23 protein-coding genes are annotated in these 25,218 nt (G+C 75.5%); 14 read left to right on the top strand and 9 right to left on the bottom strand.

The genetic code is table 11. The features are described 5' to 3' along the window. Positions 1-98 precede the first annotated feature (98 nt). From ABZW10_RS20445 to ABZW10_RS20430, 4 genes are all read right to left on the bottom strand, one after another. Positions 99-1,091 carry a hypothetical protein gene (locus tag ABZW10_RS20445; protein WP_355367565.1) on the bottom strand — a complete coding sequence of 331 codons (993 nt, stop codon included), beginning with the start codon at positions 1,089-1,091 and terminating at the stop codon, positions 99-101. Between the two features lie 158 nt (positions 1,092-1,249). Next, a complete protein-coding gene (locus tag ABZW10_RS20440; protein WP_355367562.1) occupies positions 1,250-2,854 on the bottom strand; it encodes an alpha/beta hydrolase in 1,605 nt (534 codons plus the stop codon). A 122-nt stretch (positions 2,855-2,976) separates the two neighbouring features. Then, positions 2,977-3,615 (bottom strand): NAD(P)H-binding protein, encoded by a 639-nt coding sequence (locus ABZW10_RS20435; RefSeq protein ID WP_355367559.1) that lies wholly within the window; start codon positions 3,613-3,615, stop codon positions 2,977-2,979. A gap of 43 nt (positions 3,616-3,658) precedes the next feature. Further along, positions 3,659-4,585 (bottom strand): EamA family transporter, encoded by a 927-nt coding sequence (locus ABZW10_RS20430; protein ID WP_355367556.1) that lies wholly within the window; start codon positions 4,583-4,585, stop codon positions 3,659-3,661. A gap of 99 nt (positions 4,586-4,684) precedes the next feature. On the opposite strand from ABZW10_RS20430, the gene ABZW10_RS20425 reads away from it, so the two are divergent. Continuing rightward, positions 4,685-5,191, top strand: a complete 507-nt coding sequence (locus ABZW10_RS20425; protein ID WP_355367553.1) for a MarR family transcriptional regulator — start codon at positions 4,685-4,687, stop codon at positions 5,189-5,191. 7 nt (positions 5,192-5,198) lie between these two features. On the opposite strand, the gene ABZW10_RS20420 is transcribed toward ABZW10_RS20425, so the two are convergent. Next, on the bottom strand, positions 5,199-6,080 hold the full coding sequence (locus ABZW10_RS20420; RefSeq protein ID WP_355367550.1) for a methyltransferase domain-containing protein: 882 nt from the start codon (positions 6,078-6,080) through the stop codon (positions 5,199-5,201). A gap of 28 nt (positions 6,081-6,108) precedes the next feature. On the opposite strand from ABZW10_RS20420, the gene ABZW10_RS20415 reads away from it, so the two are divergent. The 6 genes from ABZW10_RS20415 (at position 6,109) to ABZW10_RS20390 (ending at position 11,594) form a co-directional block, all read left to right on the top strand. Then, positions 6,109-7,656 carry a PLP-dependent aminotransferase family protein gene (locus ABZW10_RS20415; protein ID WP_355367547.1) on the top strand — a complete coding sequence of 516 codons (1,548 nt, stop codon included), beginning with the start codon at positions 6,109-6,111 and terminating at the stop codon, positions 7,654-7,656. A gap of 161 nt (positions 7,657-7,817) precedes the next feature. Further along, complete coding sequence (locus ABZW10_RS20410) at positions 7,818-9,044, top strand: glycoside hydrolase family 3 N-terminal domain-containing protein (protein ID WP_355367544.1); 1,227 nt, start codon at positions 7,818-7,820, stop codon at positions 9,042-9,044. 298 nt (positions 9,045-9,342) lie between these two features. Further along, the gene (locus ABZW10_RS20405) at positions 9,343-10,170 is read left to right on the top strand and encodes an aminoglycoside adenylyltransferase domain-containing protein (RefSeq protein ID WP_355367541.1); all 828 of its coding nucleotides are present in this window, start codon (positions 9,343-9,345) and stop codon (positions 10,168-10,170) included. A 198-nt stretch (positions 10,171-10,368) separates the two neighbouring features. Next, positions 10,369-10,830 carry a hypothetical protein gene (locus ABZW10_RS20400; RefSeq protein WP_355367538.1) on the top strand — a complete coding sequence of 154 codons (462 nt, stop codon included), beginning with the start codon at positions 10,369-10,371 and terminating at the stop codon, positions 10,828-10,830. A 215-nt stretch (positions 10,831-11,045) separates the two neighbouring features. Further along, positions 11,046-11,402, top strand: coding sequence for a metalloregulator ArsR/SmtB family transcription factor (locus tag ABZW10_RS20395; protein WP_355367536.1), 357 nt, complete (start codon positions 11,046-11,048; stop codon positions 11,400-11,402). Positions 11,403-11,432: 30 nt separating this feature from the next. Beyond that, on the top strand, positions 11,433-11,594 hold the full coding sequence (locus ABZW10_RS20390) for a DUF6126 family protein (protein WP_355367533.1): 162 nt from the start codon (positions 11,433-11,435) through the stop codon (positions 11,592-11,594). Positions 11,595-11,700: 106 nt separating this feature from the next. Here the strand turns inward: ABZW10_RS20390 and ABZW10_RS20385 are convergent, their stop codons facing one another. Further along, a complete protein-coding gene (locus ABZW10_RS20385) occupies positions 11,701-14,736 on the bottom strand; it encodes a cytochrome P450 (RefSeq protein ID WP_355367530.1) in 3,036 nt (1,011 codons plus the stop codon). A gap of 512 nt (positions 14,737-15,248) precedes the next feature. Here ABZW10_RS20385 and ABZW10_RS20380 point away from each other — a divergent pair. From ABZW10_RS20380 to galE, 3 genes are all read left to right on the top strand, one after another. After that, positions 15,249-16,028: a sigma 54 modulation/S30EA ribosomal C-terminal domain-containing protein gene (locus ABZW10_RS20380; protein WP_355367527.1), complete on the top strand. Its 780-nt coding sequence runs from the start codon at positions 15,249-15,251 to the stop codon at positions 16,026-16,028. A gap of 87 nt (positions 16,029-16,115) precedes the next feature. Then, complete coding sequence (locus ABZW10_RS20375) at positions 16,116-16,592, top strand: hypothetical protein (protein WP_355367524.1); 477 nt, start codon at positions 16,116-16,118, stop codon at positions 16,590-16,592. A 725-nt stretch (positions 16,593-17,317) separates the two neighbouring features. Next, positions 17,318-18,337 (top strand): UDP-glucose 4-epimerase GalE, encoded by a 1,020-nt coding sequence (galE, locus tag ABZW10_RS20370; protein ID WP_355367521.1) that lies wholly within the window; start codon positions 17,318-17,320, stop codon positions 18,335-18,337. A 72-nt stretch (positions 18,338-18,409) separates the two neighbouring features. Here the strand turns inward: galE and ABZW10_RS20365 are convergent, their stop codons facing one another. After that, entirely contained in the window at positions 18,410-18,604 is a 195-nt protein-coding gene (locus ABZW10_RS20365) for an antitoxin (RefSeq protein WP_355367518.1), read from the bottom strand. 365 nt (positions 18,605-18,969) lie between these two features. On the opposite strand from ABZW10_RS20365, the gene ABZW10_RS20360 reads away from it, so the two are divergent. From ABZW10_RS20360 to ABZW10_RS20350, 3 genes are all read left to right on the top strand, one after another. Then, entirely contained in the window at positions 18,970-19,569 is a 600-nt protein-coding gene (locus ABZW10_RS20360; RefSeq protein WP_355367515.1) for a DUF6542 domain-containing protein, read from the top strand. After that, positions 19,562-21,142, top strand: a complete 1,581-nt coding sequence (locus ABZW10_RS20355) for an LCP family protein (protein WP_355367512.1) — start codon at positions 19,562-19,564, stop codon at positions 21,140-21,142. Before ABZW10_RS20360 ends, ABZW10_RS20355 begins: the two co-directional genes overlap by 8 nt. A gap of 328 nt (positions 21,143-21,470) precedes the next feature. Continuing rightward, positions 21,471-22,448, top strand: coding sequence for an endonuclease/exonuclease/phosphatase family protein (locus ABZW10_RS20350; protein ID WP_355367509.1), 978 nt, complete (start codon positions 21,471-21,473; stop codon positions 22,446-22,448). Here ABZW10_RS20350 and ABZW10_RS20345 read toward each other — a convergent pair. Then, positions 22,438-23,769: an MFS transporter gene (locus ABZW10_RS20345; RefSeq protein ID WP_355367506.1), complete on the bottom strand. Its 1,332-nt coding sequence runs from the start codon at positions 23,767-23,769 to the stop codon at positions 22,438-22,440. The genes ABZW10_RS20350 and ABZW10_RS20345 overlap by 11 nt on opposite strands. Positions 23,770-23,938: 169 nt before the next feature. Here ABZW10_RS20345 and ABZW10_RS20340 point away from each other — a divergent pair, with 169 nt between their 5' ends. After that, a complete protein-coding gene (locus ABZW10_RS20340; RefSeq protein WP_355367503.1) occupies positions 23,939-24,382 on the top strand; it encodes a helix-turn-helix domain-containing protein in 444 nt (147 codons plus the stop codon). A gap of 60 nt (positions 24,383-24,442) precedes the next feature. Here ABZW10_RS20340 and ABZW10_RS20335 read toward each other — a convergent pair whose 3' ends face one another. Further along, positions 24,443-24,868: a hypothetical protein gene (locus ABZW10_RS20335; RefSeq protein WP_355367500.1), complete on the bottom strand. Its 426-nt coding sequence runs from the start codon at positions 24,866-24,868 to the stop codon at positions 24,443-24,445. Positions 24,869-25,218: the final 350 nt, after the last annotated feature.

Genomic DNA, 25,218 nt, shown 5'->3' with positions numbered 1-25,218 from the left:
GGCAACGCCCGCGGCGGGTCCTCCGGGGGGAGGATCCGCCGCGGACGGCCATGTCCGGGCGTCGGCCGGGGGCGGTCAGGGCCGGTGTGCGGCGATGGTCAGGAGTACCACTTGCGCTCGACCTGGTTCTGCGTGCCCAGGGTGAACAGGTCGATCCGGTCGGCGGCCCAGGAGACGGCGCCCGCCACCGGGACTCCGACGGCACCGACGTCGCTCCACTGGTGCCATCCGGTGGAATCGTAGGAGCTCTGCCAGATGTGGCTGCCCGGGCCGGCGGCGAAGACGTCCAGCCGGCCGACTCCCCGGGAGGAGAGCGCCGGGTTGCCGCTGATCTGGGCGGGAAGCGTCTCCCAGGCGGCCCAGAGGCCGTTGCTGTACCAGGTGTGGCGGAGCCGGCCGTCGGTGGCACGGCCGACGACGTCGATGCGGCCGGGGCCCCAGGAGACCGCGGCCGGCGCGCTGGCGAGGCCGCCGCCGAGGCTCTCCCAGCCGGTCCAGGCGCCGTTGGCGTAGGACCGGTGGAGCAGTTGGCCGTTGTCGATGAAGAGGTCGAGCTTTCCGAGGCCCTGGGAGCTGATGGCGGGGTTGACCGCCGTCACACCGCCGCTGAGGTCCTCCCAGTCGTACCAGGTGCCGTTGTCGTACCAGCGGTGGACCAGGTGGGAGCCGGTGTAGTCGGAGCCGACGACGTCGATGCGGCCGGGGCCCCAGGAGACGGCCGACAGATTGCCGGTCAGCTTGCCCCCGAGGGACTCCCAGGCGTACCAGGTGCCGTTGTCGTACCAGCGGTGCCAGAGGGCGTTGTCGCCACCGACGACGAACAGGTCGAGTCGGCCGGTGGCCCAGGACGAGACGGCCGGGGCGCTGATCGCCGCGCCGCCCAGGTCCTGCCAGTCGGACCAGCCGGCGGCGAGGACGGGGTTGGTGGCGGGGTCGAGACCGGCGGTCTGTGCGGCCTGCGTGGTTTCGGCGGTCGGTGCGGCCGGCGTTGGGACGGTGGCCGGTGCCGAGGCGGCGGCCGGTGCGAGTGCGGCCGTGCCCAGCAGGGCGAGCAGGACGGCGAGCAGTGCGGACAGCGGACGGTGCGACATCTCCCAGGTCCCCCCTCGGACGAATGGTCAAATCGGCTGGGCGTCAGATCAGTTGACGCTGCACGGGCAAGCTACCAGGGGGCCGCCACCGCCGTCCGGGGATCGCGAAGGGCGTGCGCCGGCCGGGGCGGGCGAGCTCCCGCGCTCCGGCGGGCGGGTCAGCCCGCCTCCGGTGACGGGCAGGTGAGGTCGTCGGGCGGAAGCGTCCCGGCGAGCAGGTAGGACTCCACGGTGGAGCGCACGCACGGGTTCGGCCCTGGGTACTGGCCGTGGTCCCCGTTGCCGGTGACCGTCACCAGGCGCGAGCCGCGCAGCGCCCGGTGCGCGGACAGCGCGGCCTCGATGGGGGTCGCGGGGTCGTGCACCGAGTTGAGCATCAGGGTCGGCGGCAGACCCGCGCCGGTGACCCGCACCGGCGGCGCCGTCGGCGCCGGCCAGGAGGCGCAGACCGCGGAGAAGGCGAGCATGCGGGCCCCGACCAGCGGCCAGCGCGCGGTGCTCTCGGCGCCCCGCTCCGCCCATACGGACAGGTCGCGGGTCCACGGTGTGTCGTTGCAGGTGACGGCGAAGTACTCGGCGAGGAACTCCGGGTCGAGGTACTGGCCGAAGACCAGCCGGGCGGCGGTGCGGGCGGAGGGCTCGGCGTTCGGCCAGTCGTCGAGCGCGGTCAGCGCGGTGGCCAGGAGGGGGAAGTTGTTCGCGCGGTAGACGACCTGGATGGCACCGTTGTCGAACTGGTTGGGCCCGATGGTGAGCGGGCCGTCGACGACCGGGTGCTCGCGCAGGGCCACCCGGCGTGCCTCCCAGCGGGCCTTCACCTCGGTGGCGGTCGTGCCGTAGTGGTAGGTGGCGTCCCGGGCGGCCAGCCAGGGCAGGAAGTCCTCCTCGAACCGGCGCTGGAAGCTCATCGGCAGCCGCTGCTGGAACCGCTCCCAGGTGCCGTCGAAACCGGTGTTGCTGTCCAGCACCATCCGCTCGACCCGCTGCGGGAAGAGCGTCGCATAGTACGCGCCGATCCTGGTGGCGTAGGAGGGCCCGAAGAAGCTGACCCGGCGCTCGCCGAGCAGGGCGCGCAGCAGGTCGAGGTCCCGGGCGGTCTGCTCGGTCGTCAGATAGGGGAGCAGGCCCTCGCTGCGCCGCTCGCAGTCGGCGGCGAACCCGCGCGAGGCGGCGATCACCCGGGCCCGGTCGGCCGGCGTGTCGTCGCGGAAGTCCCCGGCGAAGAACGCCTGGAACTCCGCGGGCGTCTGGCAGACGGCCCGGGTGCTCCGGCCGACGCCGCGCTGGTCGAAGCCCACGACGTCGTAGGCGGCGCCCAGCGCGGGCGCCTTGGTGACGAAGTCCGCCGGGCGCAGCAGGCCCTTGCCGCCGGGGCCGCCGGCGGCCGTCAGCAGGGTGCCGATCCGCCGGCCGGGCTCGCTCGCGCGGTGCCGCGAGACCGCGACGGTGAGGTCGGGGCCACGCCCGGGATGATGCCAGTCCCGGGGCGTGGTCATGGTGGCGCACTCCAGCGCGGCCTCGTCCGCGCAGGGCTGCCAGTCGAGCCGCTGGTGGGCGTAGCGGGCGGGGACGGCGGCCGAGGCCGGTCCGGTGGGGACCGCGACGGAGCCGGCCGTGCCCGCCGTCTGGGCCAGCGCGACGAAGGCGAGTAGCGCCGCGGTGCGTCGGCCGAGGGCGGAGAGCCCGGGGCGGCGCATCCGGCCGGTCCGTGCGGTGGGTGTGGTGGGTGCGGCGGAGGTGGTCCATGTGCTCGGCGTGGTCATGGGTCGATCATGGCCGCCGGAACGGTCGTGGTCGATCCAGTAGGCCCCCGTCTTCCCCCGGGTGCCTGGACCACCCTTGACGGTAAGTCAGCTTCAGGTCGGCCCCCCTCCCGGGGGAGGCTTCAGTAGCCGACGGTGAAGCGGAGGCGGTGGTGGGCGGGGTGCTCGGCCTCGTCGAGGAGGGCGACGGCGAAGTCCTCCATGGAGATGGCCGAGGTGCCGTCCGGGCCGACGAGGAGTTCGTCGCGGCCCAGCCGGTAGCGGCCGGTCCGCTCACCCGGTTCGAGCAGGGCGGCCGGGCTGAGGTAGGTCCAGTCGGCCTCGGCGTCCGCGCGGCAGAGGGCGAGCTGCTCGCCGCAGGCGTCGGCGATCGGGCGCAGGGCGGCGGGGAAGTCCGGGGCGTCCACCAGGGTGACGCCGTTGCCGCCGGGCAGGGTGAGGCTGCCGGCGCCGCCGACGACCAGCAGCCGCACGCCCGTTCCGGCCAGGCCGGCCAGCAGGCCCTTGGTCGCGGTGGCCAGTTCGTCCTCGTGCCCGGGGGCCGGTCGGGTGGCCGCGACCAGCAGGTCCTGGCCGGCGGCGAGGCGGCGGACGTCGGCGGGGTCGCGGGCGTCACCGGTGGCGGTCGCGACCGTCGGCGGGAGCCGGTGCGGGCGGGAGGGGTCGCGCAGCACGGCGGTGACCCGGTGGCCGCGGGCGGCGGCCTCGGCCACGACCCGGCTGCCGACGTTGCCGCTCGCGCCGAACACGGTGATGCGCATGGGAGTTCTCCTGGAGGTCGGTCGGGAGGGAAACGGGGGACGGTCAGACGGTCTGGCGGTCGCGGGTGCCGGTGGCAGCCGCGGCGGGTGCCCCGGCGACGACCTTCGACGGGGTGTGCGGCCGCTGGGTCTGCGCGGCGACGAGCGAGCCGAGCACGATCAGCGCGCCGACGGCCTGGACGGGCGCGAGGTCCTGGCCGAGCACCAGCCAGCCGAGCGCGGTGGCGACCACGGGGCTGAGCAGGCCGAGGAAGGTGACCGAGGTGGGCGGCAGGGCGCGGATGCCGCGGAACCAGAGTGCGTACGCGACGGCCGCGCCGATCAGGCTCAGGTAGCCGTAGCCGAGCAGGTTGGCGCCGGTGAGGTGGGACGGCGGCGGCCCTTCGACCAGCAGCGCGACCGGAAGGAGCAGCAGGCCGCCCGCGGTGAGCTGCCAGCCGGTGGTGGCGAGCAGCGGGGCCGGCGAGGTCCAGCGCTTGGAGAGGACGACGCCGGTGGCCATCACCACCGCGCCGCCGAGTGCGGCCACGATGCCGAGGGCGTCCAGCTGGGCGTTGGCGCGCAGTACGAGCAGGCTGACCCCGGCCACCCCGGCGATGCCGGAGACGAGGGTGCGCGCGGAGAGGCGGTCGCCGAGGAGCGCGGCCGACAGGCCCGCGGCGATCAGCGGCTGGACGGCGCCGACGGTGGCGGCGACCCCGCCGGGCAGGCGGTAGGCGGCGACGAAGAGGAGGGCGAAGAAGGCGCCGATGTTCAGGGCTCCGAGGACGAGCGAGCGCCACCACCAGCTGCCCTTCGGCAGACGGCGGGTGAGGGCGATCAGCAGCAGTCCGGCGGGCAGGGCGCGGAGCACTCCGGCGAGCAGCGGCCGCCCGGGCGGCAGCAGTTCGGTGGTGACGAGGTAGGTGGAGCCCCAGATGGCGGGCGCGAGGGCGGTCAGCAGCACGACGGCGAGTCGATTCCTTAGCACTAAGCCAATGTATCTCAGCGCTAAGGAATCTGGGCGGGGAGTGGGCGGTCGGGTGCTGTGAGGTATCTCACCGCTAAGGCATCGTTTAGGGTGGAGGGCATGGCAGAGCGCGAAGATCATGTGGACCGGGTGGTCCGGCAGTGGGGCGCGGAGCGTCCCGACCTCGATGTCTCCCCGATGGAGGTGATCGGCCGCCTCAAGCGGCTGAGCCGCCTGGTCGACGCCGAGCTGAAGGAGACCTTCGCCCGGCACGACCTCGACGCCGCCTCCTTCGACGTGCTCGCCACCCTGCGGCGCAGCGGCCCGCCGTACCGGCTCACCCCGACCGGCCTGATGCAGTCCGCGATGGTCACCTCCGGGGCGATCAGCCAGCGCCTCGACCGGCTGGAGGCCCGCGGCCTGGTCACCCGCACCCCCAGCGGCTCCGACGGCCGCAGCCGCGAGGTCGCGCTCACCGACGAGGGGTACGCCCTGATGGACCGCGCCCTGCCCGACCACCTCGCCACCGAGCGCCGCGTCCTGGCCGGCCTGGACGCGGCGCGGACCGCCGCCTTCGTCGACGCCCTGCGGACGGTGCTCGCCACCCTCGGCGACGGCCCCGGGTGACCACCGCTCAGGGGTTGACCGCGACCGCCTTGAAGAAGGTGTAGTGGAAGGTCCCGTTCGGCTCCGCCGCGCGGCGCAGCTCCGCGACGCCCCGGTCGAACGCCTCCGCCGTGCTGAGCCCGGCCTCGACCGCCTCGCCCCGCACCGCCTCGACCATCGCCACGAAGGTGCGCCGGGTGAACCCCTCGACCAGCGCCGGCCGGGCGCCGTCCGCGTACACCGTGCGCGGTCCCACCGCGACGTCCCGGAACCCGGCGCCGGTGAGCAGCGGGTACAGCCGGCGCCCGATCAGGGCGTCCCCGCCGCCGTCCGCCTGGAGCCGGACCAGGTGGTCGACGACGCGCTGCGCCGCCGCGCCGCGCGGGTGGAAGAACGCCGAGCCGTGGTCGCCCTCGATCACGGTGACGGTGCCGCCGGGCCGTAGCAGCCGGCGCAGCGCGGCCAGCGCCGCCGCCGGGTCGGCGAGGTGTTCCAGGACGAAGCAGACGAAGAGGTGGTCGAAGGAGCCGTCGGGGAAGGGCAACCGGTGCAGATCGCCGCAGTGCCAGCGGACGTCCGCGCCGGGCAGCTGCCCGGCGACCCGGTCCCGGGCCCGGGCGAGCGAGTCCGCCGAGACGTCGGCGGCGGTCAGCAGCACGCCGGGGTTGGCGGTCAGCAGGTGCACCGTCTGCGCGCCGACGCCGCACCCGACCTCCAGGACCCGGCTGCCCGCCGGGTAGGAGGTGCCGGCGTGCAGCAGGGCGGCCAGGGTGTCGGCCTGCTCGCCGAGGCGCCGGGCCTCGGTGGGGGAGTAGCCGTGGACGTAGCCGGTGTCGGCGGCGGCAGCGGGGGCGGCGTCGGCGGCCGGCTCGGGGCGGAGCGCGGCGGACTGCGGGGTGCTCGTGGTCATGCCTCCACCCTCCCGAAATAATGGACCCGTGCCCAGGTCCAATGAATGGCCGGTCGACAGGTCCACAACGGCCGGTGCCGACTTCCTCCAGCTCGACCCCCGCGAGGCTGCGGCCGGCGGACTCGCCGACTGGCTGGCCCGCCGGCTGCGGCAGGCGATCGCCGACGGCCGGCTGCCGGCGGGCAGCCGCCTGCCCGCCACCCGCCTGCTCGCCGCCGACCTGCGGGTCTCCCGCGGCGTGGTCACCGACGCCTACCGCCGGCTCGCCGAGGAGGGCCGGATCGCGGGCCGGGGCAGGGGTGGCACCGTCGTGGTCGACCCGTTCCCCCACCCCTCGGCGCCCCAGCCGCCCCCCGTCCCCGCCCGCGTGCCCGCCCCCGTACCCGGCCCCGCCCGCGTCGCCGCGTCGCCGCCCGGTTCGCCGTTCGACGGCCCGCTCGTCCCGGCCGGCTTCGACACCCTGCGCAACGCCCCCGCCCGGATCGACCTCTCGCCCGGAGTCCCGGACCTCGCCGCCTTCCCCCGCACCGCCTGGCTGCGCGCCGAACGCGCCGTCCTCCACGACCTCGCCGCCCGGGACCTCGGCTACGGCGACCCGCGCGGCACCCCCGCGCTGCGCCGCGCGGTCGCCGACTGGCTCGGCCGCAACCGCGGCATCCGCGCCGACCCCGAGGACGTCCTCGTCGTGGCCGGGGCCGCCCAGGCGCTCGCCCTGGCCGGCGAGGTGCTCCGCACGGTCGGCCTCGACGTCGTCGCCGTCGAGGACCCGGGCTCCCTCGGCACCCGGCAGCACCTCGGCCACCGGATCACCGCCACCCCGCCGGTCCCCGTCGACACCGAGGGCATCCGGGTCGACGCGCTGCGCGCCACCGGCGCCCGCGCCGTCCTGCTCACCCCCGCCCACCAGTTCCCGACCGGCGTGGTGCTCGGCGGCGCCCGCCGTCGCGAACTGCTCCGGTGGGCGGCCGAGGGCGGGCTCGTCATCGAGGACGACTACGACGCCGAACACCGCTACGACCGCCCGCCGGTGCCCGCACTGCGCGGCGTCCTCCCCGAGCAGGTCCTCTACCTCGGCAGCGTCTCCAAGCTCCTCGCCCCCGCGCTGCGCACCGGCTGGATGCTCGCCCCCGCCCGCTACCGGGACCTGCTGGTCGACGCCAAGCGGCTCAGCGACCTCGGCAACCCGGCGCTGCCGCAACTCGTCCTCGCCCACCTGATGGACTCCGGTGCGCTGGAACGCCACCTGCGGCTGCTGCGCCCGCGCCACCGGCGCCGCCGCGACGCGATGACCGCGGCCGTCGCCGCCCATCTGCCCGGCGCCGTCGTGCACGGCGCGGCGGCCGGGCTGCACCTCACGGTCACCTTCCCCGACGGCGCGGGCCGCACCGACACCGAGCTCGCCGCGGCGGCGCTGGCCCGTGGCGTCAAGGTGCAACCGCTGTCCTGGCACGCCCGCCTGCCGCACCCGCCCGGGCTCGTCCTCGGCTACGCGGCCGTCGCGCCCGGCGAGATCGAGGAGGGCGTCGCCGTCCTCGGACGGCTGCTCCGGGAGGCGGGCCGACCGTTGCCCGGGTGAGGCTGGTGGCACCTCGCGCACCGCGCGGGGTGCCGACGGCGGGCGCGCCGCAGCCGCCCCGCCGCCCCGCCGCCCCGCCGTCCCGGCCGGGGCGCGCCGGGTGAACCCGGACGCGAGCCGCTCCCCGGACCGCCCGGACCCGACCGACCGAGGGAGGCCGGATGCCGATATCCCGCCGAACGATCCGTCTCGCCCTGCTCGCCCTGCTGCTCTCCGCGCTGGCCCCGTCCGCCTCGTCCACCCCGCTGTCCCCGCTCTCCCCGCTCGCCCTGCCCGTCCGGGGCGCAGCGGCGGATCCCCCCGGGGAGGGGACCGAACCCGCGGCGACGGTTCCGACCCACTCCACCCCTACGGAGAGGACCATCCCCGTGTCCACCACCGATGCGCTCCAGCTCGCCGGCCGGCGGGTGGTCTACTCGTACCCCGGGCCCACCCCGCCGCCCGAACTGCTGAGCACCATCCGCGCGGGCCGCGCCGCCGGCGTCATCTTCTTCAAGGACAACGTCCCCTCACTGCCCCAGCTCCAGGCGGCCGTCGGCCAGTTGCGGCAGGCCGCGGCCGAGGCCCCGTCCGCCGCGCCGCTGCTGCTGATGACCGACCAGGAGGGCGGCCGGATCCGCCGGCTGCCCGGCGCCCCGGAGCTCTCCGCCAAGCAGACCGGCCTGGCCCCCGACCCGGCCGGTGCGGCCGCCGGCGCCGGGGCCGGAGCGGCCCGCACCCTGAGCGGGGCGGGCCTGAACGTCAACCTCGCGCCCGTGCTCGACGTCTACGACGCGCCCGACGACTTCATCGACCACTTCGAGCGCTCGTACAGCCAGAAGCCGGAGGTGGTCGCCGAACTGGGTTCCGCCTTCCTCGCCGCGCAGCAGAGCCTGGGGGTGGCCGCGACGGCCAAGCACTTCCCGGGCCTCGGCGCCGCCCCGGCCGGCGCGAACACCGATGCCGAACCCGTCGTCCTCCCCGTCCCGCTCGCGGACCTGCGGGCGCGCGGCGAGGAGCCGTACCGCGCCGCCATCGCCGCCGGGGTCCGGCTGGTGATGGCCTCCTGGGCGGTCTACCCGGCCCTGGACGCCTACCGCCCGGCCGGCCTGTCGCGCGCCGTCGTCCACGGCGAGCTGCGCGAGCGGCTCGGCTTCCGCGGGGTGACCATCACCGACGCCCTGGAGGCCGGCGCGCTCGCCTCCTTCGGTGACGCCGGCGAGCGGGCGGTCGCCGCCGCCGACGCCGGGATGGACCTCCTGCTCTGCTCCGGCCGCGAGGTCGGGCAGGGCGACGCCGCCGTCGCGGCCCTCGCCGCCGCCCTCGACAGCGGCCGGCTCGACGAAGCCGGGTTCACCGAGGCCGTCCACCGGGTCGACGCCCTCCGCGCCTCGCTGGCCGGCTCCTGACGGACGGTCCGCGGCCCCTTGGAGCGCTCGGCCTCCCGCGGCGCGCGGTCACCCGCGATCACGCATGCCACGGCAGTGGACCGGAATCGCGCCGAGCCGGTCCGCGAACGGGCCGGACCCGACCGGCCGGAGGGTTCCGGAGGTCCCCGAGGGGGCGGAGGGAGGCCGAAGGTGGCGCGGGGGTGGCGCGAAAAGGGGCGAGGGTGGCGCGAAGAGGGTGCACGAGCGATCAACACGCGCCGATCCTCAGCGGAAACGAGCGGACACGGAGGGTCATCCTGATGGCAGGCTTTCCGCCGTGACTGTGCACCCTCTCGTACACGAGATCGCCGATGCCTACCTGGCCCTGGCCGACGCCGCCTCGCCCGGGCTGGTCGAGGGCCTGTACGTGGTCGGTTCGACGGCCCTGGACGACTTCCACCCGGCACGGAGCGACATCGACTTCGTGGCCGTGACCGCGGATCCGGTCACGGCGGAGCAGCTCGGCGGGCTGGAACGCGCGCACGCCCTGCTCGCGGTGCGCTATCCGCGCCCCGCCTTCGACGGGCCCTACCTCACCTGGGACGAGCTGGCGGGCCCGCCCGCGCAGGCGCCACCGGGTCCGCACGTGTTCGGGGGGACGGTCCGGCACCGGGTCGCCTCGGACCGCACGCCGGTGCTCTGGCACACGCTGGCGCGGCACGGCGTCACGCTGTGCGGGCCGCGGGCCCAGGAACTGATGATCGACACCAATCCGGAGGAGCTGGCCGGCTGGACGGTCGCCAACCTGGAGGAGTACTGGCGCCCGTGGTGGCGGCGCTCGTCCCGGTTGGCGTCGCGCCCGGGGCTGGCCTGCCTGAACGGGTCGGGGCCGGTCTGGGGCGTGCTCGGGGTGAGCCGGCTGCACTACACGCTGGCCACCGGGCGGATCGCCTCCAAGCGCGGCGCCGGCGAGTACGCCCGGGCGGTGTTCGACGAGCGGTGGCACCGGATCGTGGACGAGTGCCTGCGGATCCGCGCCGGCGGGCGGGGGCGCTCGCTCTACCCGAACCCGTTCGTCCGGCGGGCCGACGCGCTCGCGTTCATGGACATGGCGATCGAGAACGCCCGGTGGCTGGGGGTGGACCGGCTGCCCCTCGGGGAGTAGCGGGAGGCATCGGCACTGGTCAAGGCCTTGATCACGCCATCCAAGGCCAGTTTCCAGTCTGATCATCAACTGTTTGGATCTTGGTCCTTTTCGGCATGCGATTCATCTGTCAGAGTTTCGACATGCCACATGTGACATGTCACATGTGGCACTGAGATGCCCATGAGAACGAAGAGAAGAAAGCGGAGGAGCGGAATCATGCGGATGAACCGACTCACCCTGACCGCGGCCGGCATCGCCGGCGCGGCGGCCCTGCTGGCCGTCCCGGCCCAGGCGAACGCGGCCCAGACCACCACCACCGGCACCACCGTGACCTGCGGCGCCTCCGGCCTGCAGGCCGGCCTGTCGACCCGGGTGTGCGCGGAGATCACCGGCGACAGCGTCCAGCTGTACGGCGAGATCAGCCTGGCCGGCCCGCCGAGCCCGGGCACCCCGTGGCCGCCGAGCGTCGACCTGATCACCAGCATCTCCGGCAACGTCGTCGGCGGCGCCTCGCTCGGCACCGTCAGCGGCCCGGCCCACTTCGCCGGCAGCACCGTCAAGGTTCCCGGCGTGAGCGGCACCGTGCCGGCCGGCTCGACCGTGCACGGCAGCTTCAGCGCCGCCACCTTCCCGTGGTCCCCGGCTCCGGTGACCATCGACGTCGTGGTGCCCGGCTGATGACGCGGTCCTAGCGGACTGACGGGGGTGGGCGGGCCCGGGGTGCGAGTCACCCCGGGCCCGTCCTGTTTCCGCCCGTTCCTTCCCTCCCGCGCGGCCGGCCGACCGTGACGACTTGAAGAAATCTTCACCTGCAACGATGATGCTTCCCGCCGAACAGGCCGATCCACGGCCCGTCCGGACCCCATCCGGCGACGAGCAGGGAGTGACGGACGATGCCGGTCCCGCTGTACCAGGCGAAGGCGGAGTTCTTCCGCACGCTCGGGCACCCGGTGCGCATCCGCGTCCTGGAGCTGCTCCAGGACGGACCGCGCCCGGTGCGCGAACTGCTGGCCGCGATCGAGATCGAGCCCTCGAACCTCTCCCAGCAGCTCGCGGTGCTGCGCCGCACCCAGCTGGTCACGGCGACCCGCGAGGGCAACACCGTCGTCTACGCCCTGAGCACGCCGGACGTCGCCGAACTGCTGCGCGCCGCGCGGCGGATCCTGACCGAGCTGATCACCGACCAGGGCACGCTGCTCACCGAGCTGCGCGCGCCGCAGGCCGGGGCCTCGCCCGCGGGCAACCGATGACCGGCCCGTCGAGCGAAGGAGTGCCCGGCCATGAGTGAGAACACCGGCGAGCGCGGGCGGGAGGACAGCGCCACCCGGGAGGAGAAGGCACGGCGCAAGGCCATGCTGATCCGGGCGGGCATCTACATCTTCGCCACCCACCTGTTCGCGGGGTTCGTGCTGCTGCTGTTCGCCCTCGGCGGCCGGAAGTGACCGGGACACCCTGGGTGCGGCCGGGCCGACCCGAGCCCTTCCGGGCGGTCCCGGCCGGGTGGCGGCCGGGACCGGTCCGGTGCGGTCGGACGGCCGCCGACCGGGATCAGTGCGCGGTGTCCTCCCCGGTGTAGCGGCGGCTGGTGCTGGTCCAGGCGTAGACGCCCTCGACCAGTTCCCGGGTGCCGTCGAGGTACCACCGGCCCGCCGGGTGCCGCACCTGCAGACTGCGGCGCAGCTCCTCGCTCTGCGCCGTCAGCCGGTCGATCCGGGCCCCGACCGCGCGGGCGGCCCGGCTGCGGGTGCAGCCGCGGATCCGTTGCAGGGTGAGCACGGTGTTGAAGGCCGCGACGTTCTGGCGTTCCTCGCGGTCCGCCGAGTAGAGGTCGTTGATCAGCGTCGCCGCGTCGGCGGTGTTCGCGCGCAGGCGGTGCAGCGCGGGGTCCGCGTGCAGTCCGGCCGGTGCCTCGCCGCCGTGGACGTGCTCCAGTATGTCCATGAACGGGTAGAGGCAGCTCGCATGGCGGCGCAGCCGCACCGTCTCGGCGAGGTCGGGCTGGGTGCGGGCGGCCCGGTGGGCGGTCTCGGCGAGGAAGGTCTCCAGGCACGAGCGCCACTCGGTGGCGGCGCGCCGCCGCCAGCCGGGCGGCATGGGGGCGCTCTGGCGCTGCCACAACTCCCGCCAGGCGTCGAGCAGGTGGGGTTGGGAGGTGCCCGTGGGGACGGGCCGCCCGGCGAGGACGGCGAGCAGGGGCTCGACGATCGCACGGGCCTCGACGGGGTCGCGGCCGGGCGGGCCGTCGAAGCGGTCGTCGAGGATGGTGAACCAGCCGAGGATGTCGATCAGCAGGTCCAGCTCGGTGTCGCGGGCGCGGGGGTACGAGTGGCCGATCAGCTCGGGCAGCGCGTAGGTGTGGTAGCGGGCGAGGTCCTCCGGGGCGAGCAGGCCGTGGGCGAGCGCCCATGCGCTGTGCCGGGCCTCGGCGGCGTGCAGTTCGCCCGGCGCGCGCGGCTCGTCCTGCGGGCGCAGCGCGTGGGGCGCGCGCCGGGCGGCCGGGGGCGTGGCCGGGAAGGGCCGCGCCTCGGGCCGGGGGGCGGCGGCGAGCCGCCCGGCCGTGGTGATCTGCCGGACGATCGCGGGTGGTCCCAGTGTGGTGACCGGCACGAGGGTGGTGAGCGGGCCCAGGTAGGTGGCCGGGCGCGCGGGGAGGGCCGTGATGCTTCGGGTGGCGCCGCCGGCACGGGGGGAACCGGTGCGTGCGGCGCTGCGCTCGGCCGGCCGGGCGGCGGTCTGCGGCGCCCTCACGTGCGCGCGGTCCGCGGCCGCGGACCGGCGGGTGGCGAGCGAGGACTGGGCGGGGAGCACGGCCGGGCGTCGGGGCCCCGCCGAGCCCGGGGGCCGCAGCGGTTCGACCGGGACGGCCGCTCCGCCGGGGGCCGCCGGACCGGCGGCGGCCACCGGACACCCCTCGCCCGGTCGCGGGCCGTCCGCGCCTTGTGAGCCGTGCGGACCGCGCGGGGCGGAGTCGGACCGGCGCGGGGCGGAGTCGGGCCGGCGGGGACCGATGATCGGGATCCTTTGGGCGGGCGTGTCGTCGAGGCCCGCCGACGGCGTGCGGCGCAGGCCGGAGGCGTGCGGCGCGCGTCCGCCGCGCGGGGTGAGCCGCACCCGCAGGCCCTGGGCCTGGACGGTCGTCCACACCACCTCGCGGGCCCGCGCACCGGCGACGGCCGTCGGGCGCCAGCGGCGCAGGATGGCGGCGGCGGCCACGGTCAGCTCGGCCCACGCGAAGGCCTCGCCGATGCACTTGTGCTTGCCGGCCCCGAACGGCAGGAACGCCTGCCGGACCGCGCCCCCGCCGCCGGCCGCGCCCGTCGCCCGGCCGTCGCCGTACCAGCGGCCGGGGTGGAAGCGGAGCGGCTCCGGGTACAGCGCGGGGTCGCGGTGGATCGCGGTGAGGCTGTAGAGCAGCTCGGTGCCGGCCGGGATGCGGTACCGGCCCAGCTCGACCGGTTCGCGCGCGGTGCGCATCAGGAAGGCGTTCGGCGCGTGCAGCCGGACGACCTCCTGGGTGACCGCGCGGGTGTAGGTGAGGCGGGCGAGTGCCTCGGGCGTGGGCACGGTGCCGGCCGGGAGGTGCTCGTCCAGCTCGGCCAGCACGCGGGCCTCGACCCGGGGGTGCCGGATCAGCTCGTCGATCAGCCAGGTGAGCGTGGTGGAGACGGTCTCGGTGCCGGCGCCGAACATGGTGATCGCCTCGGAGCGGACGTCCGCCTCGGTGAGCGGCCGGCCGGTCGCGGGGTCGACGGCGGCCCGCAGCAGCGCGGGCAGCGAGGCGCCGCGCCGGCTGCCCGGGCCGGTCACCGGGCAGCCGCCGTCCGGCGCGGTGCCGAACGCGCTCTCGAAGGCGTTCTCGAACGGGTCGCCGGGTGCGGTGCCGTTGACCGCCTGGTCGACGACCTGGTTGAGCACCCGCACGGCCGCGTCGAAACGCCGGTTGACCGGCAGCGGCAGCCGCGCGAAGGACCGGTGGGGGTAGAGCGACTGGACGATCTGGCCCTTCACCATGTCGGGCAGGGCCCGGTGGAAGGCGAGCGTGGCGTCCTCGCTCAGCCGGGCGTCGAACAGCGCCCGGGTGACGATCTCCAGTGCGAGGTGGTTCATCTCCTTGCCCACGTCGAGCACCTCGCCGGGGCGCCAGCGCCCGGCCCGCTCCTCGGTGACCCGGTGCATCACGGCGACGTACTCGGCCATCCGGTCCGCCCCGAAGGCGGGCTGGATGATCCGGCGGCGGTCGCGGTGGGCGCGGCCCTCGGACATCAGCAGGCCGTCGCCGAAGGCGGTCTTGAGGGTGTCCTGGACGGCGCCGCGCGGGCAGTCGTGGGCGAGTGCCACCAGCAGGGTGTGCACCAGGGCGGCATCGGTGACCACGCAGACCGTGCGTGGCCCGAGCCGGATCCGGACCACCTCGCCGTGCCGGGAGAGCGAGCCGAGGAAGCCGAGCGGGTCGCGCAGCAGCGCGGGGGCGTGGCCGAGGCCGGGCACGGCGCCGGGGGCGAGCGGGGGGACGGCCGCGCGGCTCTCCGCCGGGGGGGTTCTGGGCGGGGCAGGCGGTCTGCGGGTCTCATTCGTCAGGATCATGACATCACCTCTCACCAGATGGACCGGGGGGACGGACCGGTGGGACGGACCGGTGTGTCCGGCCGGGTGTCGGACCGGTCGACCGGCCCGGCGCTGCTGCGGTACCACCGGCTCCGCCGCCGCGACAGCCGGGATTCGGAAGCCTGTTGACGCAGACCCCCGCGCGCGCCACGGACAGAGGGCGCACGCCATGGGAAACGCGCCGGTACCGCGAGCGTTGCGCCGGACCCGGATGGATCACTCCATCGGTGGAGTGTCCTCAAGGTGTGCGCGGCGTGTCCCGATGAGGGCGCGCCGTCGGGCGCGGTCCGCGGATCCGGTCGCGCCACCCCGCACGCCACCCCTCGCGGGTGCTGGCGCGGAGGCCGGAGCGGGTGCCGGTCCGCGTGCCCGCTCGAAGGCCGGCACGGCTGTCCGACCGGGCCGTCCTGCCTGGCGGGCAGGGCCTTTCGGCCCTCGGCGGGACGGTGCGCACCGGTCCAGCATGGTGCAGAACGAAGGAGGACCCTCTGATGACCCGTCTGCGCCACCGGCCAGCCCTCGACGTCCGTGTGGAGATCCGGGGCGAACTGCCCCGGGAGGACGCCGAGTACGCCCGGGCCCGGTCGCTGGCGCTGATCACGGACCTCGGGCCGGACGCGCACGCCGCACGGCTGCGGCTCACCCGGCCGCGCGACCGGTCGGTGACCAGGCCCGCCGTCGCGCAGGCCTCGGTGGACCTGGAGGGCGCCGGACGGGTGCGGGTGGAACTGGCCACCGTGGCGGTGCGCGAGGCGGTCGACCTGGCGCTCGGCACGCTCGCCGGGCGCGCCGCGCGGCTGCGCGAGCTGGGCGACATAGGGCTCGCCTCGGCGTACGAGAGCTCCTGGCGGCCGCAGTACGCGGCGCGTGCGCTCGCCGACCGGCGGATCGTCCGGCACAAGTCCGTGCGACTGGCCCGCCGCACGCCCGAGCAGGCGGTCCGCGAGATGCTGGCGCTGGACTACCGCTTCCACCTCTTCTCGGACGCGCTGACCGGCCAGGACAGCCTGGTCCACCGCAGGCCCGGCGACGGCGGGTTCCGGCTGGTCCGGGCGCACTCCACGGCCCGGCCGGGCAGCCGGGGGCCGTCGCTCACCGAGAGCCCGAACCCGGCGCCGCGGCTGGATCCGGCCGAGGCCGCCCGCCAACTCTGGCTCACCTGCTGGCCGTTCGTCTTCCATGCCGATCCCGGCGACGGCCGCGGCCGGGTGCTCTACCGCCGCTACGACGGCCACTATGGCTTGATCACGCCGATAGCGGGAGCCCACTGACGGGCAGGTAATGATCGGCACGGGCTGACCGGTACACGACCGACAACGGACGAGCACACCCTCACGCTCTCGACGGGAACTGGGACCATGGACTGCGAAGAAGTCATGCTGACCGTCAGGATCACGGCCGCCGAGCGGGCCCTGCTGCGCGCACTCGCGCGCGGCCACGGCACCGACGTGTCGGACGTGGTCGTGGACGGTCTGCTGGACGTCATCCCCGGCCTGCACGTCCTGCCTGTGCTGCCCGTGCCGCCGGCCGGGCGGGTGCTGCCCGCCGTCGCCGGGGACCCGGGCGTCTCGCGGCTGCTGCGCGTGCTGGCCCGGCCCGCCCCGTGCGCGGTGACCCTCTGGCTGCCGGCCCCGGTCGCGGACCTGCTCCCGCTGGTCGGTGAGCGGATCGCCGCCGTCAGCGGGCTGCGGATCGGTCCGGCGAGCGCGGCGCTGGCCGCCGCACTGGGGTTCTGGCTGACCGGGGATCCGGGGCGGCTCGCCGCGGGCCTCGCCGGGCTGCACCGGCACGGCGCCCCCCGCCTCGCGGTCCAGCGGCTCGACGTCGCGGCCTGAGCCTGAGCGGAGCCCGGGCGAACGGGGCGCAGGCGGGCGGGGTGTGACGGACGGTGCTTCCGCCGACCGTCCGGATCCGGCCGCTCCGCGCGAGCCGGTTCCGGGGGGCACCCGGGGGCTCAAGGGCGCGTGGGGAGGCGTGCCGGGGGCGGCCGGGCGCTCGTCGTGCATCGGCGCTCCGTCGCCCGGTGCGGGACGGACGGGCCTCCGCCCGATGGTCGACGGACCGTCGGGCCGGGCGGGGCCGGAGCGGTTCCTGGGGGTCAAGTGGCATGTCCTGGACGGGAATTTGGCTGGTCAGAGCTCTGGTCACGACCTGCGCGCAGGTCTAGCATTCCGGTCACGGCAACCGGTGTCCGGACCCCCGGACGACCGGTGCGGTGGCCGCCACCACCCCCTGCCGGGGAGCGTACACCCCCCGAGTACGCTCCCCGGCGCCGCTTTGTGCGCGGTGGCCGTCGGGCCGCTTCCCTGCCCGGCGCTGCTGCGGATTGTCCGCCCCGCGCTCGGTAGCCGCATCGTCCGGCGCGCGCCCCCGTCGGGGTGGGCGTGCGCCCCCATGGGGGCGCGCACGCCCGGCGCGCGCCACCGGTCCCGCCGTCGAGCCGCCGTACTGATCCCGAACGGGCGTTCTCCGGAAGGCCGGGAACCGTCGCATGCGAACCCGGCGTCCCCACCCCCACGGGCGCCACCGGGCGCCCGCCCGAGGCAAGGAGCGTCCTGTCGTGCGCAAGGTACTGATCACCGGCGGAGCCGGCTACATCGGCAGCACCGTGGCGTCCGCCCTGCTGGACGCGGGCATCACCCCGGTCGTCCTCGACGACCTCTCCCGGGGCCGGGCCGAGTTCGTCGAGGGCCGGGAGTTCTACCAGGGGGACATCGCGGATCCGGAGCTGGTCGACCGGATCTTCGCCGAACACCCCGACATCGACGCCGCCCTGCACTGCGCCGCGCGGATCGTCGTCCCCGAATCGGTCTCCCGGCCGTTGTTCTACTACCGCGAGAACGTCGGCAAGACCGTCGACCTGCTGGAGTCGCTCCAGCGCAACGGCTGCACCCGGGTGGTCTTCAGCAGTTCCGCCTCGATCTACCGGCCCACGCCGACCGGCCGGGTCGACGAGTCCTGCCCGGTCGAGGCGAACAGCCCCTACGCGCGCACCAAGCAGATGATGGAGCAGGTGCTCCAGGACTGGACGCGCGGTGACGGGGCCGACGGGACGCGGGTCATCGCGCTGAGGTACTTCAATCCGATCGGCGCCGACCCGCAGCTGCGCACCGGGCTGCAGGACCTCCGGCCGACCCACGCGCTGGGCAAGTTGATCGAGGCGCACACCGACGGCACGCCGTTCACCATCACCGGGGTCGCCTGGGAGACCCGGGACGGGTCGGGCATTCGCGACTACGTCCACGTCCAGGACGTGGCCGAGGCCCATGTCGCCGCGCTGCTCCGGTTCGACGAGGTGGTCGGGGCCGCCGGGGAGGAGCGCTACCGGGTCGTCAACATCGGGACCGGTGGCGGCACCACGGTGCGCGAACTGGTGACCGCCTTCGAACAGGCGGTCGGCGCGAAGCTGGACGTCCGGGAGGCCGAGCCGCGGCCCGGCGACGTCCTCGGTTGCTACAGCGACGTGACGGCCGCGCGCGAACTGCTCGGCTGGACGGCGCGCCGGACCATCGCCGAGGGTGTCGCGGACGCGCTCGCCTGGCGGGCCCGCTGGTCGGCCCGCCTGGCCGCCACCGTCTGATCCTCGTCCGGGCCCCGCCCGGCCCGGCCGGGTCCGCGTTCGACCGGCCCGGGCCGGGGCGCGGTGCCGGCGTTACTTGGACTCGTCGAGACCGTTGATGAAGTCCTTGGCCTTGTCGGCGGCGGTGTCTATCTGGCCGCTGTACTTGCCGTCGGTCTTGTCGTCGATGACGTCGGCGACCTTGTCCAGGCCCTGGGTGATGGCGCCGCTGTGCTCGCGGGCGAGGTCGGTGGCCTTGTCGGCGAGGTTCTTGAGGTTCTCGAACATGATGGTCCTTCTGTTCGTCCGGCGCGTTCGCGGCCATCCTAGCCGCCGACGACCTGGCCCTTGAGCTGGCGTTTCCCCGGGGCGGGGGCCCGGCGGGATGACTTTGCAGGGGTGGGTTTGTATGCTCCTGGCTTGTTCTACAGCATTGTAGAAGTTCGCTGGCGGGTACCGCGGAAGGGGTGTGGGGCATGGCCGGGCAACGAGCGAGAACCTCGGAGCGGGAGGCCGGACCGCGTTCCGGCGCGGCCCCCGTGCCGGCCCCGCGCCGGGCAGCCGAGCGCCGGGCCGCCCCGCGCCGGGCGGCCGGCCGCGATCGCCGCACGGGTGATCGAAGCGCGGGCGACCGAGGCACGGGTGACCGGGGCATGGGCAGCCGCCGTACGCCCGACCGCCGTGCCGGGGCCCGGCGCTCGGGCGGCGCGCTGCCGGTGCTGCTCGCCGCGGTCGGGCTGCCGCTGCTCGGCGCGGTGGCCGGTGAACTGACCGGGTCGGGCGGCGGCGCGCTGTTCGCGGCCGGCGCCGTGCTCGGTTCCGGCGTCGCGGCGGCCCTCTGCGGCCGGGCCGGGCGCTGGTGGGTCGTCATGGCCGCGCCGCCCGTGGTGCTGGCCGCCCGGGCCGGCACCGCCTATCTCGCCGACCGCGAGGGCCTCCAGGGCAAGGCGCTCGCCTCGGCGGCGGTGCGCTGGGTGGTCGGCGCGTTCCCGGTGATGGCGTGGGCGGTGGCGGTCGCGCTGCTGGTCGTCGTGGTGCGGGTGGTCCTCGACCGGCGCGCCCGCCGGGGCCGGCGGTCCGCCGACCGCCGCCGGGCCGCCGGAACCCGCGAACCGGAGACGTCCGACTCCGCGAAGGACGGCACCGCGAAGCACGGCACCGCGAAGAACGACTCCGCGACGCCCGACACCGTGACCGGCGGGACCCGGACCGGCCGGACCCCGACCCCCACCCGGAGGAGCCACCGTGGCTGAGTCCCGCACCAGTCCGCTGACCGTCGCCGGCCGCGTCCTCGCCGGCACCGTCTCGGTGGCCGTCCTCGGCGCCAGCGGCTTCACCTGGTACGAGTACCGCCAACTGGACGGCGGCATGGTCAAGTCGGCCGCGCTCACCGAGGCGAAGAAGAACGCGCCGGCGCACCTCGACAAGTCCGTCAACCTGCTGCTGATCGGCCTCGACAGCCGCAAGGACATGGACGGCAACGACCTCCCCAAGGAGTTCGTCGAGGACGAGCTGCACGCCGGCTCCAGCGAGATCGGCGGCTACAACACCAACGCGCTGATCGTCCTGCACATACCGGCCAACGGCGGCAAGGTGACGGCGCTGTCCGTCCCGCGCGACGACTACGTGCAGACCGTCGGCGCGGACGGGAAGATGCACAAGATCAAGGAGGCCTACGGGATCGCCAAGGAGGCCGCCGAGCAGAAGCTGGGCGGCAAGGGGCTGTCCAAGTCCGAGCTGGAGCGGCAGAGCCGCGAGGCCGGCCGGGCCGCGACCCTGCAGACCGTGCAGGCCTTCCTGGACATCCCGATCGACCACTTCGCGGAGGTGAACCTGATCGGCTTCTACGACATCGCCAAGGCCGTCGAGCCGATCCAGGTCTGCCTCAACAACCCGGTCGACGATCCGATCGTGGCCCGGACGGCGACCCACGAGGGCGGCGGCACCGGGCTCAAGCTCCCGGCGGGCGTCAGCTCGCTCGACGCCCGGCAGGCGCTGTCCTTCGTCCGCCAGCGCCACCACCTGAAGAACGGCGACCTGGACCGGACCCACCGCCAGCAGGCCTTCATCTCCTCGGTCGTGTACAAGCTCAAGCAGCAGGGCGTGGTCAGCGACTTCGGCCAGCTCCAGCGGCTGTTCGACGTGGTGAAGAAGGACGTGGTGATCGATGACCAGTGGAACGTGCTCGACTTCGCCCAGCAGGCGCCCAACCTGACCGGCGGCAACGTCGAGTTCAACACGCTGCCGATCACCGGGTTCAAGACGATCGGCGGCCAGGAGGTCAACACGGTCGACCCGGACCAGATCAAGCGCATCGTGAAGCAGGTGTTCGGGCACGAGCCGCCGCCGGCCGCACCCGACGCGGCGGCGTCCACCGCAGCGGCCGAGCCGTCCGCCGCCGCGCCTGCCACCACCGGGCCGTCCGCCGCCGCGCCGTCCGCCGCACCGAGCAAGGCGCGGGCCGTCGTGGACGTCCACGGCGCGAGCGCCGAGGCGGCCGCCGCGGAGTCCAAGGCGCTGGCCGAACTCGGCTACCCGGCGGGCAAGGCGACCGAGACGGCCGCCGCCGGGCGGGCGAAGGCGACGACGGTCGCCTACGGCACGGGTGCCAAGGCCGACGCCGAGCAGGTCGCGGCCCGCTACGGCGCCACCGCCACCGCCTCCTCCGCGGTCCCGTCCGGCCACGTGGTCGTCACCCTCGCCGCCGCCCGCACGCCCGCGCCGTCCAGCTCCGCCGGTACGGCCGCGCCGACCGACGACCCGACCCCCGACCTGCCCATGCAGGGCCCGGCGGTCAAGGCGGGTGGCATCCCCTGCGTGGACTGAGGTGCGACGGCCGGCCGGTACGGCCCGTTCGGACGAACGCGCAGCCCGGCTCCAGCAGTTCGGCGGTGATCGGTGCTGCCGATGTCCCTGCACCCGGGCCCGGGCGGCGACGGTGACGTGCGACGGCACGGACCCCGGCCGGCACCGGGTGGTCCTCAACGACCGGATCGGTCCGGCCCTCGCCCGATGCACCGCGCCGTGCCCGGGACCGGCGGAAGCCGCCCCGGGCGCGGCGCCCTCGTCCGTGCGGGGGAACCGGGACGCGGGTCGGGGCGTCTTGGGACCGGAGGGCGGGCGCGGGGCCGGAGTGGCGGACGAGGGAGATCGGGTGGCGCGGGCGGGCCGGCGGCTGTGGCTGCGGCGGGTGTTGGTGGGGGCCTGCGGGGTCGTGGCGGCCGTGGAGGCCGCGCTGACGGCGGTCCGCCTCGGCGGGTGGGACGACGGGACATGGCTCGCGATGGCCGTGGTCGGGCTGCCGTACGCGGCGCTCGCCGGTCTGGTCGCGCTCGGCGTGCTGCTGGCCCTGCGTTCGTGGTGGCCGGCCGCGGTGGCCGGAGTCCTGGTGGCGGTGCAACTCGTCTGGCTGGTACCGAGGCTGGTCCCGGACGGCGGTGGCGCCCCGGCGGCCGGCGCACCGCGGCTGCGGGTCGCGACCAGCAACGCCTACCTGAGCCGGGCCGACGCGGACGCACTCGTCCGGCTGGTGCGCGAGCAGCGGGTCGACGTGCTCGCGGTGGAGGAGTTCGGCCCCGGGGCCGCCGACCGGCTGGACCGGGCGGGGATCGCCGAGGTGCTGCCGTACCGGGAGGCGCGGCCGGGCCGGGACACCGCGATCTACTCCCGGCTGCCGCTGACCCCGCTGGACGCCTCGGCCCCGGAGGCGGCCCGGGACCAGATCGCGGCCGAGGTGGCGGTCGGCGGACGCACCGTCCGGCTGACGGCCGTGCACACCTACTATCCGATGGGTGACGCCCGGCGCTGGGCGGAGGACTTCGACGGGCTGCGGGCGGCGGTGACCGGAGCCACCCGCAACGCCGTCCTGCTGGGGGACTTCAACGCGACGCTCGACCACACGCCGATGCGGGACCTGCTCGACACCGGCCTCACGGACAGCCACGCCGAACTCGGGCGCGGCGTCGCGCCGACCTGGCCCGAGTCCGGCACCTACTTCTCCGGCCTGTGGCCGCTGATCCAGATCGACCACGTGCTGCACGGGGAGGCGCTGCGCGCGGTGTCCGTGTCCGAGCACACGGTGCGCGGCACCGACCACCGCGCGGTGGTCGCCGAGCTGGCGGTCACGGGCTGACGGTGCTCCCGGCCGCGTCCCGGTCATCGGCGCCGTGTGCGGAGGCACTGCGGTCGGTGACCCACCAGAAGGCGAGCGTGAGCAGGCTGACGCCGCCGCCCAGCCGGCAGACGGCCGTCCAGCCGCCCCGCTCGTAGGCCACGGTGGAGAGGATCGCGCCGAGGGCGCTGCCGGCGGAGTAGAGCAGCATGTAGCCGGCGGTCATCCGGCTCTGCGCCTCGGGGCGGACCTGGTAGAGCAGGTGCTGGTTGACCACGTGCACCGACTGCACGCCGTAGTCGATCACCACTGTGGCGAGCACCAGCCACCACACCGAGTGCGGCAGCAGCGCGGCGATCGGCCAGCCGGCGAGCATCGCGGCGAGCCCGAGCGCCAGGGTGCGCCGCGCCCGCCCCCGGTCGGCCTGCCGTCCGGCGCGCCCGGCGCCGAGCGCCCCCGCGGCGCCGGCCAGGCCGAAGAGCCCGATCACGGTGTGGCTGAGCCCGAACGGCGGGGCGGCCAGCGCCAGCACCATCGGGGTGAGCAGCACGGTGACGGCGGTGAAGATCAGCAGCGCGAGCCCGGCCCGGATCCGGAGCACGGGCTCCCGGGCGAACAGCGTGAAGACCGAGCCGACCAGCCGCGGATAGCGGATCCGTTCCGGCCGGCGGCGCGCCTCGGCCGGGACGACGGCGGCGAGGAGGACGGCCATGGCGGCGGTCGCGACGGCGGAGACGACGTAGACGGCGCGCCAGCCGGCGAGGTCGCCGATGGTGCCGGCGACCGTCCGGGCGAGCAGGATGCCGACCACGATGCCGCTGGTGACGGTGCCGACCACCCGGCCCCGGTCGGCGGGGTCGGCGAGCGAGGCCGCGTGGGCGACCATCACCTGCGCCACCACGGCGAGCACCCCGACCGCCGCCATGGCGAGCAGCATCAGCGGGGCCGAGGGGGCGACGGCCACGGCGCCGAGCGCCACCACGGAGAGGCCGAGCTGGGCGGTGGTCAGCAGCCGGCGGTCGAGGTGGTCGCCGAGCGGGACGAGGAGCACCAGGCCGACGGCGTACCCGATCTGGGTGAGGGTGCCGACCAGGCCGACCGTGGCGCGGCCGATGCCGAGGTCGTCGCCGATGAGGTCGAGCAGCGGCTGGGCGTAGTAGACGTTGGCGACGGCCAGGCCGCTCGCCACGGAGAACAGCCAGGCGACGGCGGGGGAGAGCCGACGGGCGGTTGCGGAGTCGGTGTCGGTTGCGGTGTCGGTGTCGGTTGCGGTGTCGGCGGCGGTTGCGGTGTCGGCGGCGGTGCGGTTGGTACGGGCGGGCGGGACCACGGGGGCGGGCACGGGCGAGGCCTCCTTCGTGCGGCGGGGTGGTTTTAAAGTGCTACCGCATCACCCTCGCACGGAGAGGTTTCTTTAAGCAACCACTAGTCGTCGGCAGCCGGCGCGATAGGGTTGCAGGGTGAAACCGGCCCCGCCGGAGCGCGGGGCCGCAGGTGAGAGGAGGGGGCACGTGCCGAAACGCACCTCGCACGAGGACTCGGCCTGCCCGGTCGCCCGGCCGCTGGACGTCCTCGGCGACGGCTGGACGCTGCTGATCGTCCGTGACGCCTTCGACGGGCTGCGCCGCTTCGGGCAGTTCCAGAAGAACCTCGGCCTGGCGAAGAACATCCTCTCCGCCCGCCTCGCCACCCTGGTCGCCAACGGCGTGTTCGAACTGGCCCCGGCCGCCGACGGCAGCCCGTACCAGGAGTACGTGCTCACCGAGAAGGGGCGGGCGCTCTTTCCCGTCGTCACCGCGCTGCGCCAGTGGGGCGAGCAGTACTTCTTCACGGACGACGAGCCGCGCGCCCGCCTGGTCGACCGGGCCGCCGGTGCGCCGGTCGCCCGGGTGGAGGTCAGGGCGGCCGACGGCCGGGTGCTCGGACCGGACGACGCCGAGGTGCTGCTGCCCTGACCGCGCGCCGTGCCCCGCCCACCGGAGTCGTGGACGGGGCGCGCGGGGGACCGGGGGGTGTCAGCAGTTCCGGATCGACCGCACGGGCGTCCAGTCCTGGGTGTGGTTGGCGCCCCCGTCGGCGGTGAAGGACTTCAGCGCGCGGCCGTTCGCGTCGTAGAACGAGGACCTCGTGCCGCTGGTCTGGTTGTCGGCGTAGAACCCGTGGCCGCTCCAGCCGCTGAGGCTGTAGCGGGCGCAGGTGTAGAGGTAGAAGATCTTGTAGTCGCCCGTCGTGGGGTCCCAGACCAGGGTGCAGAGGTTGCCCGGGGCGCACTGGTAGTCGCTGTTGGCCGGGACGTGTCCGGACGGGGCCGTCGGCGACACGGTCGGCGAGACGGCGGCGGGCGCGGCCTGGGCCGGGGCGGTGCCGGCGAAGGCCGTCAGCAGGGCGGTGAGGGCGCCGGCGGCGCCGAGGGCCGAGCGCTTGGGGCGAGAGCGGAGCATGGGTCCTCCCACTGTTCGGATCGGCTCGGCCGGTGGGTCCGGCGGCCGTCGCGGGCTCGTCGGCGGAGGTCTTCGTCGCGGTGGCACGGGTGGCGCGGCCGGCGTTCCCCCGACGGGGTGAACGGCGCCGGGCCCGGGTCCTGCGGGCGGACGACCGGTCCGTCCGGCCGGCGCAGGAGGTTCCTGCCGCCCGCATCCATTTCTCCCCCCGCTCCCCGCCCGCCGCAACAGCAGCCCGCCCCTCGCCCGGCGCGCGCCCCTCGCCCGGGGCCGTTCGGTCGTCCGCCCGGCCGTGCGCGCGCCGCGCTGCCCGGGCGGGGCGGCGGCTCGTGGGCCACCCTGGTGCCAGG

Origin of the sequence: Kitasatospora sp. NPDC004723, assembly GCF_040609255.1 — a bacterium.
Taxonomy (GTDB): domain Bacteria; phylum Actinomycetota; class Actinomycetes; order Streptomycetales; family Streptomycetaceae; genus Kitasatospora.
The sequence above is the reverse complement of the archived record's forward strand: the minus strand, read 5'-3'. Positions and strand labels throughout refer to the sequence as shown.

Coding starts and splice junctions, on each gene's coding strand:
- ABZW10_RS20375 (WP_355367524.1), top strand. CDS start 16,116: ATGGACTGCGAAGAAGTCATGCTGACCGTCAGGATCACGGCCGCCGAG.
- ABZW10_RS20395 (WP_355367536.1), top strand. CDS start 11,046: ATGCCGGTCCCGCTGTACCAGGCGAAGGCGGAGTTCTTCCGCACGCTC.
- ABZW10_RS20380 (WP_355367527.1), top strand. CDS start 15,249: ATGACCCGTCTGCGCCACCGGCCAGCCCTCGACGTCCGTGTGGAGATC.
- ABZW10_RS20360 (WP_355367515.1), top strand. CDS start 18,970: ATGGGCAGCCGCCGTACGCCCGACCGCCGTGCCGGGGCCCGGCGCTCG.
- ABZW10_RS20390 (WP_355367533.1), top strand. CDS start 11,433: ATGAGTGAGAACACCGGCGAGCGCGGGCGGGAGGACAGCGCCACCCGG.
- ABZW10_RS20365 (WP_355367518.1), bottom strand. CDS start 18,604: ATGTTCGAGAACCTCAAGAACCTCGCCGACAAGGCCACCGACCTCGCC.
- ABZW10_RS20440 (WP_355367562.1), bottom strand. CDS start 2,854: ATGACCACGCCGAGCACATGGACCACCTCCGCCGCACCCACCACACCC.
- ABZW10_RS20435 (WP_355367559.1), bottom strand. CDS start 3,615: ATGCGCATCACCGTGTTCGGCGCGAGCGGCAACGTCGGCAGCCGGGTC.
- ABZW10_RS20445 (WP_355367565.1), bottom strand. CDS start 1,091: ATGTCGCACCGTCCGCTGTCCGCACTGCTCGCCGTCCTGCTCGCCCTG.
- ABZW10_RS20335 (WP_355367500.1), bottom strand. CDS start 24,868: ATGCTCCGCTCTCGCCCCAAGCGCTCGGCCCTCGGCGCCGCCGGCGCC.
- ABZW10_RS20420 (WP_355367550.1), bottom strand. CDS start 6,080: ATGACCACGAGCACCCCGCAGTCCGCCGCGCTCCGCCCCGAGCCGGCC.
- ABZW10_RS20385 (WP_355367530.1), bottom strand. CDS start 14,736: ATGATCCTGACGAATGAGACCCGCAGACCGCCTGCCCCGCCCAGAACC.
- ABZW10_RS20410 (WP_355367544.1), top strand. CDS start 7,818: ATGCCGATATCCCGCCGAACGATCCGTCTCGCCCTGCTCGCCCTGCTG.
- ABZW10_RS20400 (WP_355367538.1), top strand. CDS start 10,369: ATGCGGATGAACCGACTCACCCTGACCGCGGCCGGCATCGCCGGCGCG.
- ABZW10_RS20425 (WP_355367553.1), top strand. CDS start 4,685: ATGGCAGAGCGCGAAGATCATGTGGACCGGGTGGTCCGGCAGTGGGGC.